Here is a 16,081-nt window from a genome sequence, read left to right as displayed (position 1 = left end):
TCGGGAAAATAATATCCGAGCGGTTAGGAGTGGCAAAGACCGTGTTGAGCAAACCCCGCTGCAAGCACCTGATCGTCCTGTCCCTGCTGACAGTGCTTGGCGCTTGCGCCACGCGCCCTCCTGAGGGTGCGCCCCCCAACGAAGTATTCGACCCCTACGAAAACACGAACCGGGGCATTCACAAGTTCAATCTGGGTGTCGACAGGTTCCTGTTCCGGCCAGCTTCGAAAGGGTATGTCAAAATCGTACCCGATCCGATGGTGACGAGCTTCAGTCATTTTGCTGAGAACCTGACGATGCCAGGTCAGGCGCTGGATTATCTGTTGCAGGGCAATATCAAACAATCCGGTAATGCGCTGTTGCGTTTCTTGGTCAATACCACGGTGGGCGGCGCGGGCTTGTCCGATCCTGCCGCGGAACTGAACCTGCCGCCTGTTGACACTGATTTCGGCGAAACCCTGCATGTTTGGGGTGTCGGCGAGGGCGCTTATGTTGAACTGCCGTTCTATGGCCCGTCTACCCAGCGCGATGCGATTGGTGTTGTGTTCAACCTGTTCTCGAACCCGATCAACTTTTCACCAGTGCGACCGGTCGACAATATCGGCGTATATGCCGAGGTTGTGCGGCGCATGGGCGATCGGGGCAGGTTCTCGGATACGGTCGACTCGATTCTGTATGAAAGTGCCGACAGCTATGCGCAGGCACAAACGATTTTCATCCAAAATCGCCGCTTTGAACTGGCGCGGGATGATGAAGAAACCTATCTGGGTCTTTACGACGACCCTTATGCCGAAACCGGGACCGACCCTGTCAGGGACCCCTACCTAGACCCTTACGAGGACCCCTATGCCGAGTAACCATCTGAACAGACGCGGCTTTGTCGCCACTTGCATGGCCAGTGCGGTGATGACCGCACTTCCTGCCTTTGCGCAGACCGAAGCCAGCGCCAAAGCGCTGGTTGTAAGTGTCGTGGACGACATCAACCGCGTGATCGCTTCTGGCAAGTCCGAGAAAGCAATGATCCGCGATTTCGAAAAGATTTTCGTGCAATATGCGGATGTGCCGATCATGGCGCGCTATGTGCTGGGGGCCGATGGCCGCTCGGCCAGTCCGTCGCAGATCCGGCAATTCACCGATGCGTTTCAAGGCTATATCTCGAATAAGTATGGCCGCCGTTTCCGTGAATTCATTGGGGGTCAGGTCACCGTTCGCAATGCCCGCAAGATCAAGGCCGGGTACGAGGTGCGCACTTCGGTCAAATTGCAGGGCTCATCGCCGTTCGAAGTGACGTTTCTGGTGTCGGACAAATCGGGGCGGGACAAGTTTTTCAACATGTTCATCGAAGGGGTGAACATGCTTTTGACCGAACGCACCGAAGTTGGTGCCATGCTGGATGCCAGGGGCGGAGATCTAAATCGCCTGATCAACGATATGAAGCGCAATCAGATCAGTTGATCCAATTTACACCGTGCAATTGCGCCGCGCGATTAGCTTCGCGCGGCGCTTTTGGTTTAATTCAGGCGTTCGCCGGTCTCTTTGGCAAAGTATGACACCTTGCTCATGTCAAAGGCGAGGTTCAGCATCTCACCCGCCTGTGCACTGGTTTCCGCGTGCAGGCGCGCGGTGACTTGCTTGCCGCCCAATTCCGAGACCACATAGGTGTCCGCGCCCGCCGGTTCGACCATATCGACCAAACACGCGGCCTCTTGTACGCCAGCCCCTGCACGGAACCCGGCCTCGGCGATATCTTCGGGGCGCAAACCAAGGACAACGTCCTTGGGCAACGATAGGTCGCGGGTATCTTTCAGTACCAGTGTGTCACCCGTTTCACGCGCGATGGCGATCTCGGTGCCCGACCCGTTCTTGGTCGCCTGCGCCGGAATCAGGTTCATCGCGGGAGAGCCCATGAAATCGGCCACGAACAGGTTGGCCGGATTGTTGTAAATCTCGGCCGGGGTGCCGATCTGCTGCACAACGCCGCCCTTCAGCACCACGATCTTGGTGGCCAGGGTCATCGCCTCAATCTGGTCGTGCGTGACGTAAACGATCGAGGCATCCAGCGTTTGGTGCAGCTTCTTGATCTCGGTCCGCATCTCGACCCGCAGTTTAGCGTCAAGGTTGGATAGCGGCTCGTCAAACAAGAACAGCTTTGGATCGCGCACCAGCGCCCGGCCCATCGCCACGCGCTGACGCTGACCACCCGACAACTGGCTGGGGCGGCGATTCAGCAGCGGTTCAATTTGCAAAAGCGATGCGACCTCTTTCAGCTTGGCGTCCTGTGTTGCCTGATCGACCCCGCGCACTTTCATACCGAAGGTGATATTCTTGGCGACGGTCATCGTCGGATACAAAGCGTATGACTGGAACACCATCGCAATATCGCGGTCCTTGGGGCTGACATGGGTCATGTCCTTCCCACCGATGGACAAGGTGCCGCCCGAGATCGGCTCCAGCCCCGCGATACAATTCAATAGGGTGGACTTGCCGCAACCCGAAGGGCCGACCAGGACCAGGAAATCGCCCGGCTCGATCGAAATGTTGATGTCCTTCAGAATCTCGGTCGCGCCGTAATTCTTGTAAAGGTTGTTGATATCAAGGATCGGGGCCATGGGTTATCCCTTCACAGAGCCGGCAGTTAAGCCGCGGATGAAATACTTACCGGCTACGACATAGACGAGCAGCGTCGGCAGCCCCGCGATGATCGCGGCGGCCATGTCGACGTTGTATTCTTTGACGCCGGTGGTGGAGTTTACGATGTTGTTGAGCGCCACAGTCACAGGCTGGGTACCGGCCTGGCTGAATGAAACGCCGAACAGGAAGTCGTTCCAGATCTGCGTGAACTGCCAGATCACCGTCACCACGACGATGGGCAGGGACAGCGGCAGGAAGATCGACCAGAAAATTCGCAGGAAACCAGCCCCATCGACGCGGGCGGCCTTGGTCAGCTCGGCCGGGATGGTGACATAGTAGTTGCGGAAGAACAGCGTGGTGAAGCCCAGCCCATAGATCACGTGGACAAAAATCAGGCCCGGAATAGTTCCGGCAATCCCCATCATGCCCAGCAGGCGCGCCATCGGCAGCAGAACCACCTGGAACGGTATGAAGCAACCAAACAGCATCAGCGAAAAGATGATGTTGGCCCCTTTGAACCGCCATTGTGCCACGACATAGCCATTTAGCGCGCCCAGCAGGGTCGAAATTGCAACCGCCGGCACCGCGATCAGGACCGAGTTCCAGAAATAAGGTCGCAAGCCTTCACACTGGATACCGGTGCAGGCACCGGACCACGCGGTTTTCCAGGCGTCAAAGCTGACCTCTCGCGGAAGCGAAATCAGGGACCCGGTGCGAATTTCCTCAAGGCTTTTTAGCGATGTGGTCAACATCACGAACAGCGGCATTAGGTAGTACAGTGCGAACAGGCCCAGCAAGATATACAGCAACCAGCGCAGCGCAACCTTGCCAGTGGCGCCTTGGCTGCGGGTTTGGGGCATCGACAGATCAGTCATTTTTCGCCCTCAGCTCTGAGTAAAGATAGGGAACCACGATGGCAAAGACGACCAACATCATGATCATCGCGGAGGATGCCGCCTGACCGATATCGCCGCGCGAAAACGCCATCGCGTACATGTAAGTCGCCGGAAGATCGGTCGCGTATCCCGGACCGCCACCCGTCAACGCGATGACAAGATCAAAGCTTTTTATCGCCAGATGCGCCAGCACGATGAAGGCGGACAGAAAGATCGGAGCCATCGAGGGTATGATAATCGCCGTATAGATGCGCCATGTGGGGATACCATCGACCTGCGCGGCCTTGATGATCTCACCATCCACCGATCTTAGACCGGCCAGAAACAGCGCCATGACGAAGCCCGAGCTTTGCCAGATCGCGGCCATCACGATGGTGTAGATCGCGTAATCCGGGTTCACCAGCCAATCGAACTCGAAATTCGGAAAGCCCCAGCCTTGCACCATGGACTCGATGCCCAAGCCTGGGTTCAAAATCCACTTCCACGCCGTCCCTGTTACGATCATAGACAGCGCCATGGGGTACAGGTAGATCGTGCGGATCGCCCCTTCGACGCGAATCTTCTGATCCAGCAAGATGGCCAACAGCAGACCCAACACCATTGCGATCACTATGAACAGCGCGCCAAAGATATACAGGTTGTTGATCGCCGTATCCCAGCGGGGCGAGTCAAACAGGCGTTCATATTGCATGAAGCCCTTGATCTCGTATTTCGGCAGTAGTTTTGATCGGGTCAGCGACACCCATGCGGTCCATCCGATAAAGCCGTAGACAAAGATCAATACGGCGATGAACGACGGTGCCAGCACCACCTTGGGCAGGTGGTTTTCCAGCCATTCAGACATTTCAGCCTCCGGGGAAAGATGCTCTGCCCCTCAGTATAGGGGGCAGAGCGATTTGGATCAGTAGCTGTTTGCCACCGCGTCCGCCAATTGCTGAACCGCGTCAGCCGAGGACATATCCGAGTTGAAATGTGCGGTTACAACATCCGTAATCGCACCGGACTGCGCACCGCGCAGCGCCATGCCATGAGCATACGACGGCAGCAGCGAGCCCGCGTCCGAGGTCGACCCCATATCTTCGGCCGACAGATTGGCGCAGATGTCAAAGTCATCCAGCGCCACGTCGGTACGCGCAGGGATCGAGCCCTTGTTCAGGTTGAACACTTTCTGGAAGTTCGGCGCGACGATCAGCTTGGCCAAGAGGTCCTGACCGGCTTTCTTGTCGTCTCCGTCCACGTCGAACATGGCAAAGCTGTCGACGTTGTAGAGATAGCCGTCGCCGGGGGTCGAGGCGCACAGGAAATCTTCACCGGGTTTCTTGCCTGCTGCTAGGAATTCACCCTTTGCCCAGTCGCCCATGATTTGAAATGCCGCTTCGCCATTCATAACCATGGCGGTGGCAAGGTTCCAATCACGGCCCGAGAAGTTCTCGTCCACATAACCGCGCAGGGTGCGCATCTGGTCAAATACCTGCACCATAGTGTCCGAGGTCAGCGCATCGGGGTCCAGATCAACCAATGCTTTCTGGAAGAACTCCGGCCCGCCAATACCAAGAACCACGGTTTCGAAAACGGTCGCGTCCTGCCACGCCTGACCGCCATGGGCCAGCGGGATCACACCGGCGGCTTGCAGTTTTTCTGCGGCGGCGTTGAATTCATCCCATGTGGTTGGCATTTCAATGCCGTTGGCTGCCAGAACGTCTGCGTTGGCCCAGATCCAGTCTACGCGGTGGACATTGACCGGTGCAGCGCACCATGTGCCTTCACACATCATGTGGCCCGCGATCGACGCCGGTAATACCTCGGCCCAGCCTTCCGCTTCGGCAACCGAAGAAATATCGGCCAGAACGCCCTCTTCGTACCATTCCTGGATCGCGGGGCCTTTCAACTGAACGGCGGTCGGTGCGTTGCCGGACAGAACGCGCGCCCGAAGTGCGGTCATGGCAGCATCGCCGCCGCCGCCAGCAACCGGCATGTCGGTCCAGGTGCCACCGTTCGAGGCGAACTCTTCCTGCAAAACCGCGACTGATTTGGCTTCACCGCCCGAGGTCCACCAATGCAGAACTTCGGCCTGTGGCCCCGCCAATACCGACGATCCGGCCATGACAGCCAGCGTCGATGCAGTGGCCAATGCGATATTTTTCATTTTCTGTCTCCTCCCTCGAGAACTCTGTAACTGCAAAAGCAGCGATGCGGGCCATACTGCGGTCAGATTGCCGTCTGGCAACGCGTAATCCGGCGCTAAAGCGCGCCTTGGCTCAAAAATCCACCGCTTTTGTTACAGCGTGTTACGTTGACATTGAATCTGTTTCCGTTCGTTACAATGAATAAGACCTGAGGAGCAGAATTCGGGAGGAAAAACCGCGTGAGTATTCCGCGACTTTTGGTGGTGGATGACGACCCCGAGATGCGATCGATTATGACGCAGTTCCTGCATCAGAACGGATTCATTGCCTTGCCAGCCAGTTCGGAAACCGAAATTCGCACCCATCTGACGTCAGGGCGGATCGACCTTATCCTGCTGGACGTGATGCTGGGGGACGAAAACGGGGTCGAAATCTGCGCCCGCCTGCGCGCCGAACAGGATGTGCCGATCATTCTGGTCTCGGCCCTGTCGGCCGACCATCAGCGCATGGCGGGGTATGCGGTTGGTGCGGATGACTATATTGCGAAACCCTTCAACCCACAGCTTTTGCTGGCCCGTGTCCGTGCCGTGATGCAACGCGCTCGGCGAACGCCTTCGCTGGCGTATCGCCGCCGTACGCACAGCTTTCGGTTCAACAGCTGGTCCTATGACGGCAAACGCGATGAGGTGCATTCGCCTGAAGGGTACCTTGTATCCCTTTCGCGGCGTGAGACCGCGCTGCTCAAGGTTTTGCTGGCCAACCCACATATCCCATTGACCCGTATCGAAATTGCCGCCGCGCTGGATGTAACCGGCAGCACCGACAAGCCCGAGGCACAGGGGCGCGCGATTGATATGCTTGTCGGCCGGCTGCGCTCGAAGATAGAGGCCAACCCGAAAGAACCGCAAATGCTGCGAACCGAGCGCGGGGTCGGTTATATCTTTGCAGCCGAGGTGTCAGCGGTGGAAGACGACGAATGACATGGGCGCCCCGCCTTCGCAGTCTGGGCTGGATCTGGAGCGGAGCGGCTTTTGTTTCGGGGCTGCTCTCCGCAGGCCTCTGGTTCTATTCGGCGAACGCGTGGGATGATTTCCTGACCCGCGCTTATGTTGCAGGTTTTTCCGTTTACGAAGAGCTGCGGACCGAAAAAAGCCCAACGCCAGGGATTAGGATCACCCCTTTACCGCCGGAGGCTTCGCGATTGGCCGATGCGGGACAGTTCGAACAGCTACCAGGCATGTCGGACCGCAGCTTTGTCACCAACCTGTCGATTCTGACCGACACCACCACCCCCCTGACCGGACGCGAGCTGACGCTGGCTGTGATGTCTGATAGGCTTATCTACCCGGTCTCGGATATTCTGTCGCGGATTGATCAGACCGGACCTGAAAAGATGGGCAACCTCACCCGTCTGTTGGCGACCTATTGCAGCGAGCCCGTTCTGATCGCGCAGTTCGGATACAATGATTGGCAGCGCGTGGATGGGACTGATATCTGGGGCTGCAAGGCGGCTCCTGCTGACCTGCGCCTGCCCGCAATTCTGGCTGCGATTGTCGCATTATCGGTCATAATGTCTTCGGTCGGCAGCGTCTCAGACAGTTTTGCCCGATTCTCGGGCGCACTGCGCGACCGTAAGCGTCGGGGTGGACCCAGCAGCTATGATGCAGATGGCCCGCTTGAGTTGCGTGAGATTGTTTCGGCCGTGAATGACCATTTGGATGCTGAACGCATGCAACTGGAAAAACGCGCCACCGTTTTGTCCGGCGTCAGTCACGATCTGGGAACGCCAGCCACGCGTGTTCGTCTGCGCGCCGCCTTGATCCCGGATAACGAGCTGCGCGAAAAGCTTGAGGCAGATGTGGATCAGATGACCGGAATGATCGAAAGCGTTCTGACCTACACCCGCTCTGAGCTCAATGTTGAAGAGCCCCGCCAGATTTCCCTGACCGCGCTGGTCGAGTCCCTTGTCGCGGATTACCAGGACATGGATCTGCCGGTAACACTGAAGAAAATAGCGCCGGTCGCGATTGAGGGCGCGCCTTCAGTCTTTATGTCCCGGCGCGGCCACGGATCACTGCCCGAGACACGAAGAATGCTGGTCGTCGGGCGGCCGATTTCCCTGAGGCGGGCTTTGACCAATTTGATCGACAACGCGCTAAAATACGGCCGCCATGCCGAGGTTGAACTGGAAACCGACGCGCGTATGGCGATCATCACGGTTGAGGATAAGGGCACGGATCTCTCGGTCTCGGATATCGAAGCGTTGATGGCCCCGTTTCGGCGCGGTGCCAATATCGGGTCATCAGACGGGTTTGGTTTGGGTCTTACCATCGCCGCCACAGTGGCCGAGCAGCATGGCGGCACCCTGAGTTTTGAGGCCGGGGATTATGGCTTGCGCGCACAGTTGCAGATTACCCGCCAATAACGCGTCACGTCACATAGCTGCGCACCAATGCCCCGGCGATCAGCGACCAGCCATCGGCTATGACGAAGAAAGCCAGTTTAAACGGTAGCGAAACGGTCGCAGGTGGCACCATCATCATCCCCATCGACATCAGTACAGCAGCAACGACGAGATCAATGATCAGAAACGGCAGGAAAATCAGAAAGCCGATCTGAAAAGCGCGGGCTATCTCGGACAGCATGAAGGACGGCATCAGGATAGACAGTGGAGCTTCGGGCGTCAGGGAAAGTGTGTCGCCGCCGGGCCGAAGAGCGGCCATGGCATGAAACGTATCCGGGTCCAGCCGGGCGGCCATAAATGTACGAAACGGTTGAATCGCAAGTTGCAAGGCCGGTTCAACGTCCATGGTTTCTTCGACCAGAGGTTCGATACCGGTTGTCCAAGCCTCGGAAAAAACAGGTTCCATGACGAAGTAGGTCAGGAACATCGCAAGGCTTACGATCAGCATGTTGGGCGGCGATTGCTGCAACCCGATACCCTGCCGTAGAATAGACAATACGGTGATCAGAAACGGAAAACAGGTGATCATGATAGCCAGCCCTGGCGCAAGGCTCAGGATAGTGATCAAAAGGATCAACTGGATGGATCGCGCCGAAATTGAGCCCCCCTCACCCAGCGAGAGAGGTACCTCCTGCGCCGCGGCCAAGGATGGGGACAGGGTTGCCAGCGCGATGACCAGCCAGAGCAATACCCGCATCAACCGATCCCGTTCTGCAAATCCGCGATCTCGGTCAAACGCACGGCAAGCTGACCGGCCTGATCGCCTTCCAATTCCTCGAGCAAGCCCCGAGCAACCAATTGGTCACCGACATAAAGCTCAACCGGATCATCAATCCGTTTGTCTAGTTTCAGCACAGCGTTCTCACCCATGTTAAGTAGATCGCGGATCAACGGGCGTGCGCGCCCGACCGAGACCGTGACCTCAATCGGGACAGCCTCAAACGGGTTAATTTTTTCTGGTTTGTGGAGGTCACTCATTTGCTAAAGCCTTTTTTGCCTCAAAAACATACGCGTCGAATGCCGCGGCGATCGAAGTGAGCAGGCTGCTGCAATCCACCTCGCGTTGTGATGTGCCGACCTGCAAGCGGGCCCGACCGGGTTCCAGCGCTGCGTGCTCGCGCACGCGGGTGGATGATGACAGATCTTGCGGCAACAAGGCTTCCACTTCAGCTACGCGGCCTTCAGGTACAAAAATCTGCATTGGTTGATTGATCTGTTCCTGCGCCATTTCGCATAGCTGTTCGACCAAACGGGCGGCGAAGCCACGGTTTAGTGTCTCGGGAAGGACAACATCCACCAAGCTCTGGAACATCGGTTCCAGTGACAGGGACATTCGGGTTGTGGCTTCCTGATAGGTGAAGGACATGTCCTCTAGCGAACGTGCCAATTCGTCTGAAACCCGCCCCCGGCTTTGCTCCTGTGCCTGAACAGCGTCTTCCCAACCCGCGCTATAGCCTTGCTCAAAAGCAGCTAACCGTTGTTCTTCCAGCGCGTCCTCGTCCAGAAGGTGCAACTTGCTGTCGTCGGGCTGCAGTTTGAAGTCTTCAAGAAGATGGGCAATCGACATCACACACGCTCCTCACTTTCTTCGAGCCAGCTGCGTAGGATCTCTACGGTTTCTTCCTGCTTGTCGCCGATCATCTCCCGCAAACGGTCGACCGGGTCTTCGCCAATCTGAGCGCCCAGTGCAGGGATGTCGCCGCCGGACACGTGAACAGGTAGCGATTGGAATGGCCCACTTTCGTCTAGCGCAATCTCACCGGTCAGAAAATCATCGGGTTCGGGGATCGAATCAGTGGTTAACAACGCGGGGGCAGTCACAGGGTTCGTCAGGATCGGTCGGATCACGAACAAACCGAGGACGACAGCAACAATCGCAAGTACAGCCATTTGAATCAGAGACATCGCATCAAAATGGACTTTCTGCCAGATCGACGAAGACGCCAGCGTCCCTTGCGGTTCGACCGCAGGCAGATCAAGTGATTTGAGGGTGATGACATCCCCACGCTCGGCGTCGAAACCGACGGCTGATGCGACAAGTTCCCTTAGCGCCTGCAACTCTGCTTCGGGCATTGGTTCAAAGGTCTCAACCCCGGCTGCATCTACCGTTCGCGTTCCGTTGACCAAAACAGCAACCGTCAGACGCTTGATAGCACCGGGGGCGTTGTGAACCTCAAGCTCGGTCTCCGAGACCTCATAATTCACCCGCTCACGCGTTTGCGTTGCCGTGGAGTTTGATTCGTCGCCACCAGCCCCATCGCCGTCCGGCAGATTCGAGGCCACGGTCACATCCGCAGATTGGTTACGGGCGCTGTCCGAGCGTTCTTCGATGTCGGTGCTAATGGCGACGCGGCTATTGGGATCAAAGCGGCGTTCGCGGATGGATTCCGTCTTTGTCACTGTATCGACACTGACTTCGACCACTGCATTCCCAGTCCCGACGCGCGCCTCAACCAGCCGCATTACCCTTTCGCGCAACTGACGCGCTTTATCATCGGCTGTATCCGCCGCAACCGTTGTTTCCTGTGCCCCAATAACCGTCCCGTTCGAATCGATTACCGTAACCTTCTCGGGCGCCAAACCACTTACGGCCGACGCCACCAGAAACCGGATGGCCTTGGCCTGGTCCGACGTGACCTGCGACCCCGAAGGTACCAGATAAACCGACGCTGTCGGGGCCACGTTTCGCTGAAACGGGTTGGCCGACCCGTTGGCAATATGCACGCGTGCCTGACTGATATGAGGGCTGCCAACGATGGTGCGGGCCAGTTCACCTTCTTTGGCACGCCAATAGGCGGCGTCGAACATCTGCGACGTCGTGCCGAACCCGCTGAGCGTATCCAGCAGTTCATAGCCTTGATTGCCGTTTGCAGGTAGGCCTTCGCTGGCCAGAGTCAGGCGAAGCTCGTCCCGCTGTGATCCGGGCACAAAAATCGAGCCGCCCCGAATTTCATAGGAAACCCCGCGCTGATCCAGCGAACGGACAATGTCCCCTGCCGCACCGCTTTCCAGCCCGGCATATAAAAGGGTCATTGATGGCGCTGTCACCAGCCGCGACATCGCAAGGACCCCAAGAAATACCAGCACAACTGCGCCGGCAACGATAATTTGTCTACGCCTGTCCAAACTTGCCCAGACAGTTCCGATCTGCTGCACGCTCACCTCCGACTCGCCGACATTCTGCCCGGCACACCCCCTGTTTGGACGATTGCCCTTAACAATCGGTTAGTTCCTGCCGGGTTATGACGATTCCGGAACCGACAAATGAGGACGTCATGACTGACGCGACTGCAGAACAGGCAGAGACACCCGTAAAAAGCGGGAAAAAAGGAATGATTATCGGGTTGCTTCTTGCTGTGGCCGGGGCGGGCGGTGGGTATTTCGTGACCACGTCCGGGATGTTGCCATTCGGCGGCAAGCACGTGATGGAAAACGCCAGTGGGCTAAATGAGACTGAGCCTTTGAAGATGTTACCAAACGTGGACTTTATCGACCTTCCGCCTGTGGTCGTCTCGGTAAAAGCAGGTGATTCGCGGCATCTGAAATTTCACGCTCAGCTAGAGGTGAACAGCGACTACATAGACGATGTCGAAATGATGAAACCTCGCATCATGGATGTCCTGAACGGATACCTGCGCGCCGTTGAGATGTCGGATTTAGAAGATTCGCTGGCCCTTATGCGTATCCGGGGGCACCTGCTGCGGCGCATTGAAATCGTTGTTGGAGAAGGCCGCGTACGCGACGTTCTCGTCATGGAATTCGTTTTGAACTAGGAGGCGAAATTGGAGCTGATTGCAGATATTTTGCTGGTCGCTGGCGCACTTGGTGCGGGTCTTTACTGTTTCGTGCTGTCCCGGCGGCTCAGGCGCTTTACTGATCTGGAAAAAGGTGTGGGCGGCGCGGTCGCCGTACTGTCGACCCAGGCAGATGAGTTGAAAAAGTCATTGGACGCAGCACGTGATGCCTCGGATCAGTCAGGCGCGGTATTGAAAGACCTGACACAGCGCGCCGAATCGGTTGCCCAGCGACTGGAACTGATGATGGCGTCCATGCACGACGTCATCCCACCAGAGGATGAGCCCCCGACGCCGACCGTATCACCGACCGCTGAAAAAACAGAAGAGGTCGAGGCAAAAATCGAAGATACGGTGGAACATAATACGGTGGAAGTGGACGAAACTGCGGAAGACGTCGCAGACTTCGCGGAAACAAACGCCCCCGAATCGCCCGAGGCCAAACGGTCCGATGGTTTGATGTTCTTCCGGCACAACCGTTTGCAGGGCGAGGCATCAACATGACCCGCCAGCAAAACGAGCGCGCACGGGGTGGTGTGCTTGCTGTGATTTCGCTGCTGATGATTGGGTCTGCCGCAATTCGGCTTGGGTTGGAGGCAGGACCAGCATTCGCAAAAACGACCGAACCTTCTGCCCCATCCACGAAACAAGAGCGGGTGGATATGCCCGGAGCGCAAGTTTTGCTCACTGAGCTATTGCGTCGAGAGGAGGCCTTGAAACAGCGCGAGGCGGCAGCCCTGGATAAGCAGAAAGCGTTGGATATCGCGTCTGAGGCGATCGAGAAAAGGCTGGCTGCCTTGCAAGAAGCCGAAGAATCCCTGCGCGCGACGCTCGCCCTTGCTGAAACCGCCGCCGAAACGGATCTGACGCGCCTGACGGATGTGTATCAAAGCATGAAACCCAAAGATGCCGCGGCCTTGTTCGAAACGATGGACCCAGACTTTGCTGCCGGGTTCCTGTCGCGCATGCCCCCGGACGCGGCAGCCGGCGTGTTGGCCGGGCTGAGGCCTGAAGCCGCCTACACGATAAGTGTCATTATGGCGGGGCGAAATGCGGCTGCCCCTGAGGAATAACATTTGAACCCCGCACTGGAACTTGACGGAGATCACCCATGATCGGAGTTATCGGAATTGTCATCATTTTCGCAATGGTGTTCGGCGGCTATCTGGCGGCGGGCGGCACGATGACCATCATTATGAAGTCGCTACCGTTTGAAATGATGATTATCGGCGGCGCAGCCGTCGGTGCCTTTATGATCAGTAATGACTCGAGTGCTGTAAAGCACACGGTCACGGATATGAGAAAAGTCTTCCGGGGGCCGAAATGGAAGCCCGAGGACTACCGTGATTTGCTGTGTCTGCTGTTCTCGCTGATCCGAATTGCCAAGGCGAACCCGGTGGAGGTTGAGCACCACATAGAAGACCCTGAGAACTCGTCGCTGTTTTCTGCCTATCCGAAGATACAAGCTGATAAAGAGGCTGTTGATCTGATTTGCGACACGATGCGGTCAGCTTCGATGAATTACGACGATCCGCACCAGGTGGAAGAAGTTTTGGACAAACGGATGGAGGCAAATTTCCACCGCGCAATGCACCCTAGTCACGCCTTGCAGACGGTTGCGGACGGTTTGCCCGCCTTGGGTATCGTTGCGGCGGTTCTGGGTGTGATTAAAACGATGAGCTCGATCGACCAGCCGCCAGAGGTCTTGGGCAAGCTGATCGGGGGGGCGCTGGTGGGGACCTTTCTGGGCGTGTTTTTAGCTTACGGTCTGGTTGGTCCGTTTGCGGGTAAATTGAAGGCGGTTGTTGAAGAGGACAATCATTTCTACCAACTGATCAAAGAAGTTTTGGTCGCAAATATGCACAACCATAACGCCGCCATGTGTATCGAGGTTGGGCGTCAGAACACGCCCACTCACAACCGTCCCGGCTTTACCGAGTTGGAAGAGGCATTGAAACAACTCAAGCAGGCGGCAGCATGAACCGGTTCACACTAATTACTGCTGCAATGATCGCGGCGGCCTCGGGGGCTGCAGCGAAAGACTTTACCGTACGCTCGGGCGAGCATGAAGGTTTCACCCGACTTGTTGTTCACGTACCGCAAGACACCGGCTGGGTTCTGAAACACACGAAAAACGGCGCACGGCTGCATGTCGCTCTCAAGGATGCAACGTATGACACCAGCTCGGTTTTCCGGCGTCTGACGCAAGACCGGCTGACCGCCATGTCTCAGGCAAAGCCCGGCGCGGCCCTTGAATTGGAGTTCGGTTGCGAATGTGTCGCGTCGGCCTACCTGTTCAAGAATACAATGATCGTGATTGATATCGCTCCCGGTAGCTTGCCGCCTTCGCTGATCAGCGATGTGCCCCTACCGGTTTTGCCCGAAAACCGGAAACAGGAACCTGCACCTGGATCGGAACAGGCCTTGGACACGTTGGCTTTACCGCTGTTAAACCAGAACGCAAACGGGTTCGAGGACCAGCTTTCGACCCGTCTTTTGCAAGGCGCGGATCGGGACATTATCGATCTGAACATTGCGGCGGTTGGACCAAGAGCCTCGACCAGCAAGCAAGAGGTGTTTTTACCATCTGATTTGGAGATGAACATTCAGGTTACGTCTATCCTGGACGATCTTGAAGGTCTTCTTGGGCCGGATATCCCCGAGTTGAAGCAACGTCGCGACTGTGTGTCCCGCAACGAACTGGCGTTTGAAGACTGGTCAGATGGCAGACCATTCGCCGTACAGGCCGCATATCTTAGGTCCGAATTGTATCAGGAGTTCGACAACGTTGATACGCAGAAGGCGTTTGAACTGGCAAAGCTTTATGCCTATTCCGGCTTTGGCGCCGAAGCGATGACGACCCTAAATTTACTGGGCGACCAAACACTAGAAACTGATCGTGTCGCCGCCATTGGGCGTGTTCTGGACAACGGGCCTTTGACCGAAAACAACCCGTTTGCCGGGCTTCAGCGATGCGACAGTGATGCAGCCCTTTGGGCGGCTCTGACCGAAGGGCACCTGCAAGAAGACGCCAATCTGACAGCGATCGAACAAAGCTTTGTCCGGTTGCCTGATCACTTGCGGCGCCATGTTGGTCCGGCACTTTCCGATATTCTGGTAGATGGAAGGGAACTGGAGGCTGCGCGGCGCGTATTGCGCTCGGTTGATCGCGTCAACACTCAGACGAATGCGAGCCTTGCGCATGCCAAGGCAAGTGTCGCATCCGCTGAAGGGGATGCCCCAAAGACCGAAGCATTGTTGACCGAAGCCATCGAAGCCTCGGACGCCACGTTCGAGGCACCCCTTGCACTGGCGCGTTTGGTGGACAAACGTTGGCGTGAACGTGGCGCGATCTCGCCCAAAGAACTGGAATTGGCGGACTCCTACACGGTTGAATTTCGCCATGCTGGCATTGGCGAAATGATGCAACGGACCCACGCAGTCGCGCTTAGCCTGGGTCAAGATTTCGATGCCGCATTGGATGCATTGGCCGAGCTTCCCGAGGACGAGGATACCGCGGACGCATTAAACCGCGTGGTGCTTATTCTTACGGAGCGGGCAGAAGATGCCACCTTTTCACGCCGTATTCTGGCTTTGCCGCAAAAGCAATCCGACGGGCTTACAACTGATACAGCCATTGCTGTTGCGAACCGGCTGACCGAGCTTGGTTTTTCAAGACAGGCGCGGGCTTTGGCAAACCGTCCTCAGGATAGGCTCAGAACAGACGAGCTAGCGCGCGTGCGCGCCAGAGCAGCGCTTTTGGACCAACGCCCGCATCAGGCATTGCTTGAGCTGGAAGACGACCACACAGAGGAGGCGATAGATTTGCGAGCCGAAGCCTTACAGGCCGTCGGTGAATTTGCCGCAGCGGGGGCCTTGATGCGTGATGCGGGCCGTGCGGATGATGCAAGCCGGTTGTACTGGCTGGCCGATCAGACAGGTGAGGCGGAGTTGGCGCAAAGCGAAAAGTTCGATCTGGTCATCAAATCGACGCTGGGCTTAACCGCCGAAGTGGGTCGCCTGCTGGACACTCCATTGGCTGATGCGGAAAACTTGCTGAGAGACAGCGCAGAGACCCGCCAAATGGTTGCTGACCTATTGGGAACGCTGGTTGAGAACTGAGTCTGGCTGTGCATCCCCTAATCCGGAGGTCAATCGACAAATAGGAAC

The 16,081-nt window shown here is 57.0% G+C and carries 17 protein-coding genes; 9 read left to right on the top strand and 8 right to left on the bottom strand.

Annotated features, from left to right (window positions below):
* The first annotated feature begins 44 nt into the window (after positions 1-44).
* Complete coding sequence (locus AC2FIT_RS04340; protein WP_496826985.1) at positions 45-857, top strand: MlaA family lipoprotein; 813 nt, start codon at positions 45-47, stop codon at positions 855-857.
* Positions 847-1,455, top strand: a complete 609-nt coding sequence (locus AC2FIT_RS04335; RefSeq protein ID WP_496826983.1) for an MlaC/ttg2D family ABC transporter substrate-binding protein — start codon at positions 847-849, stop codon at positions 1,453-1,455. The genes AC2FIT_RS04340 and AC2FIT_RS04335 overlap by 11 nt, the downstream gene beginning before the upstream one ends.
* 56 nt (positions 1,456-1,511) lie before the next feature.
* On the opposite strand, the gene AC2FIT_RS04330 is transcribed toward AC2FIT_RS04335, so the two are convergent.
* The 4 genes from AC2FIT_RS04330 to AC2FIT_RS04315 are packed head-to-tail and all read right to left on the bottom strand — an operon-like array spanning position 1,512 to position 5,673.
* A complete protein-coding gene (locus AC2FIT_RS04330) occupies positions 1,512-2,609 on the bottom strand; it encodes an ABC transporter ATP-binding protein (protein ID WP_496826981.1) in 1,098 nt (365 codons plus the stop codon).
* A 3-nt stretch (positions 2,610-2,612) separates the two neighbouring features.
* The gene (locus AC2FIT_RS04325; protein ID WP_496826979.1) at positions 2,613-3,506 is read right to left on the bottom strand and encodes a carbohydrate ABC transporter permease; all 894 of its coding nucleotides are present in this window, start codon (positions 3,504-3,506) and stop codon (positions 2,613-2,615) included.
* The gene (locus tag AC2FIT_RS04320) at positions 3,499-4,371 is read right to left on the bottom strand and encodes a carbohydrate ABC transporter permease (protein ID WP_496826977.1); all 873 of its coding nucleotides are present in this window, start codon (positions 4,369-4,371) and stop codon (positions 3,499-3,501) included. Before AC2FIT_RS04320 ends, AC2FIT_RS04325 begins: the two co-directional genes overlap by 8 nt.
* A 57-nt stretch (positions 4,372-4,428) precedes the next feature.
* Positions 4,429-5,673, bottom strand: a complete 1,245-nt coding sequence (locus AC2FIT_RS04315; protein ID WP_496826975.1) for an ABC transporter substrate-binding protein — start codon at positions 5,671-5,673, stop codon at positions 4,429-4,431.
* Positions 5,674-5,892: 219 nt separating this feature from the next.
* Between AC2FIT_RS04315 and AC2FIT_RS04310 the strand changes: the two genes are divergently transcribed.
* The gene (locus AC2FIT_RS04310; RefSeq protein ID WP_496826973.1) at positions 5,893-6,633 is read left to right on the top strand and encodes a response regulator transcription factor; all 741 of its coding nucleotides are present in this window, start codon (positions 5,893-5,895) and stop codon (positions 6,631-6,633) included.
* Complete coding sequence (locus tag AC2FIT_RS04305) at positions 6,630-8,078, top strand: sensor histidine kinase (protein ID WP_496826971.1); 1,449 nt, start codon at positions 6,630-6,632, stop codon at positions 8,076-8,078. The genes AC2FIT_RS04310 and AC2FIT_RS04305 overlap by 4 nt, the downstream gene beginning before the upstream one ends.
* A gap of 4 nt (positions 8,079-8,082) precedes the next feature.
* Here AC2FIT_RS04305 and fliP read toward each other — a convergent pair whose 3' ends face one another.
* From fliP to fliF, 4 genes are read right to left on the bottom strand one after another with little or no spacing between them, the layout of a single operon-like run.
* Positions 8,083-8,814, bottom strand: coding sequence for a flagellar type III secretion system pore protein FliP (fliP, locus tag AC2FIT_RS04300; RefSeq protein WP_496826969.1), 732 nt, complete (start codon positions 8,812-8,814; stop codon positions 8,083-8,085).
* Positions 8,814-9,095 carry a FliM/FliN family flagellar motor switch protein gene (locus AC2FIT_RS04295; protein WP_068336688.1) on the bottom strand — a complete coding sequence of 94 codons (282 nt, stop codon included), beginning with the start codon at positions 9,093-9,095 and terminating at the stop codon, positions 8,814-8,816. The genes fliP and AC2FIT_RS04295 overlap by 1 nt, the downstream gene beginning before the upstream one ends.
* Positions 9,088-9,684 carry a FliH/SctL family protein gene (locus AC2FIT_RS04290; protein ID WP_224891113.1) on the bottom strand — a complete coding sequence of 199 codons (597 nt, stop codon included), beginning with the start codon at positions 9,682-9,684 and terminating at the stop codon, positions 9,088-9,090. The genes AC2FIT_RS04295 and AC2FIT_RS04290 overlap by 8 nt, the downstream gene beginning before the upstream one ends.
* Entirely contained in the window at positions 9,684-11,273 is a 1,590-nt protein-coding gene (gene fliF / locus AC2FIT_RS04285) for a flagellar basal-body MS-ring/collar protein FliF (RefSeq protein WP_496826966.1), read from the bottom strand. Before fliF ends, AC2FIT_RS04290 begins: the two co-directional genes overlap by 1 nt.
* Positions 11,274-11,392: 119 nt before the next feature.
* On the opposite strand from fliF, the gene AC2FIT_RS04280 reads away from it, so the two are divergent.
* Genes AC2FIT_RS04280 through AC2FIT_RS04260 form a run of 5 tightly spaced genes read left to right on the top strand, consistent with a single transcriptional unit; the run spans position 11,393 to position 16,033 of the window.
* Positions 11,393-11,890, top strand: a complete 498-nt coding sequence (locus AC2FIT_RS04280) for a flagellar basal body-associated FliL family protein (protein ID WP_496826964.1) — start codon at positions 11,393-11,395, stop codon at positions 11,888-11,890.
* A gap of 9 nt (positions 11,891-11,899) precedes the next feature.
* Positions 11,900-12,415: a hypothetical protein gene (locus AC2FIT_RS04275; RefSeq protein ID WP_496826962.1), complete on the top strand. Its 516-nt coding sequence runs from the start codon at positions 11,900-11,902 to the stop codon at positions 12,413-12,415.
* On the top strand, positions 12,412-12,984 hold the full coding sequence (locus AC2FIT_RS04270; RefSeq protein ID WP_496826961.1) for a MotE family protein: 573 nt from the start codon (positions 12,412-12,414) through the stop codon (positions 12,982-12,984). Before AC2FIT_RS04275 ends, AC2FIT_RS04270 begins: the two co-directional genes overlap by 4 nt.
* 38 nt (positions 12,985-13,022) lie before the next feature.
* Complete coding sequence (gene motA, locus AC2FIT_RS04265) at positions 13,023-13,892, top strand: flagellar motor stator protein MotA (RefSeq protein WP_496826959.1); 870 nt, start codon at positions 13,023-13,025, stop codon at positions 13,890-13,892.
* A complete protein-coding gene (locus AC2FIT_RS04260; RefSeq protein WP_496826957.1) occupies positions 13,889-16,033 on the top strand; it encodes a hypothetical protein in 2,145 nt (714 codons plus the stop codon). The genes motA and AC2FIT_RS04260 overlap by 4 nt, the downstream gene beginning before the upstream one ends.
* The last annotated feature ends 48 nt before the right edge of the window (positions 16,034-16,081 follow it).

The organism is Ruegeria sp. YTSA135 (genome assembly GCF_059610165.1).
Note: the sequence above shows the minus strand (reverse complement) of the source record. Positions and strands in the feature narration are given on the sequence as shown.

Bases quoted from the DNA above. Each gene is read 5' to 3' on its own strand.
- AC2FIT_RS04335 (WP_496826983.1), top strand. From the start codon at position 847: ATGCCGAGTAACCATCTGAACAGACGCGGCTTTGTCGCCACTTGCATG.
- AC2FIT_RS04330 (WP_496826981.1), bottom strand. From the start codon at position 2,609: ATGGCCCCGATCCTTGATATCAACAACCTTTACAAGAATTACGGCGCG.
- AC2FIT_RS04325 (WP_496826979.1), bottom strand. From the start codon at position 3,506: ATGACTGATCTGTCGATGCCCCAAACCCGCAGCCAAGGCGCCACTGGC.
- AC2FIT_RS04320 (WP_496826977.1), bottom strand. From the start codon at position 4,371: ATGTCTGAATGGCTGGAAAACCACCTGCCCAAGGTGGTGCTGGCACCG.
- AC2FIT_RS04315 (WP_496826975.1), bottom strand. From the start codon at position 5,673: ATGAAAAATATCGCATTGGCCACTGCATCGACGCTGGCTGTCATGGCC.
- AC2FIT_RS04305 (WP_496826971.1), top strand. From the start codon at position 6,630: ATGACATGGGCGCCCCGCCTTCGCAGTCTGGGCTGGATCTGGAGCGGA.
- fliP (WP_496826969.1), bottom strand. From the start codon at position 8,814: ATGCGGGTATTGCTCTGGCTGGTCATCGCGCTGGCAACCCTGTCCCCA.
- AC2FIT_RS04295 (WP_068336688.1), bottom strand. From the start codon at position 9,095: ATGAGTGACCTCCACAAACCAGAAAAAATTAACCCGTTTGAGGCTGTC.
- AC2FIT_RS04290 (WP_224891113.1), bottom strand. From the start codon at position 9,684: ATGTCGATTGCCCATCTTCTTGAAGACTTCAAACTGCAGCCCGACGAC.
- AC2FIT_RS04280 (WP_496826964.1), top strand. From the start codon at position 11,393: ATGACTGACGCGACTGCAGAACAGGCAGAGACACCCGTAAAAAGCGGG.
- AC2FIT_RS04270 (WP_496826961.1), top strand. From the start codon at position 12,412: ATGACCCGCCAGCAAAACGAGCGCGCACGGGGTGGTGTGCTTGCTGTG.
- motA (WP_496826959.1), top strand. From the start codon at position 13,023: ATGATCGGAGTTATCGGAATTGTCATCATTTTCGCAATGGTGTTCGGC.
- AC2FIT_RS04260 (WP_496826957.1), top strand. From the start codon at position 13,889: ATGAACCGGTTCACACTAATTACTGCTGCAATGATCGCGGCGGCCTCG.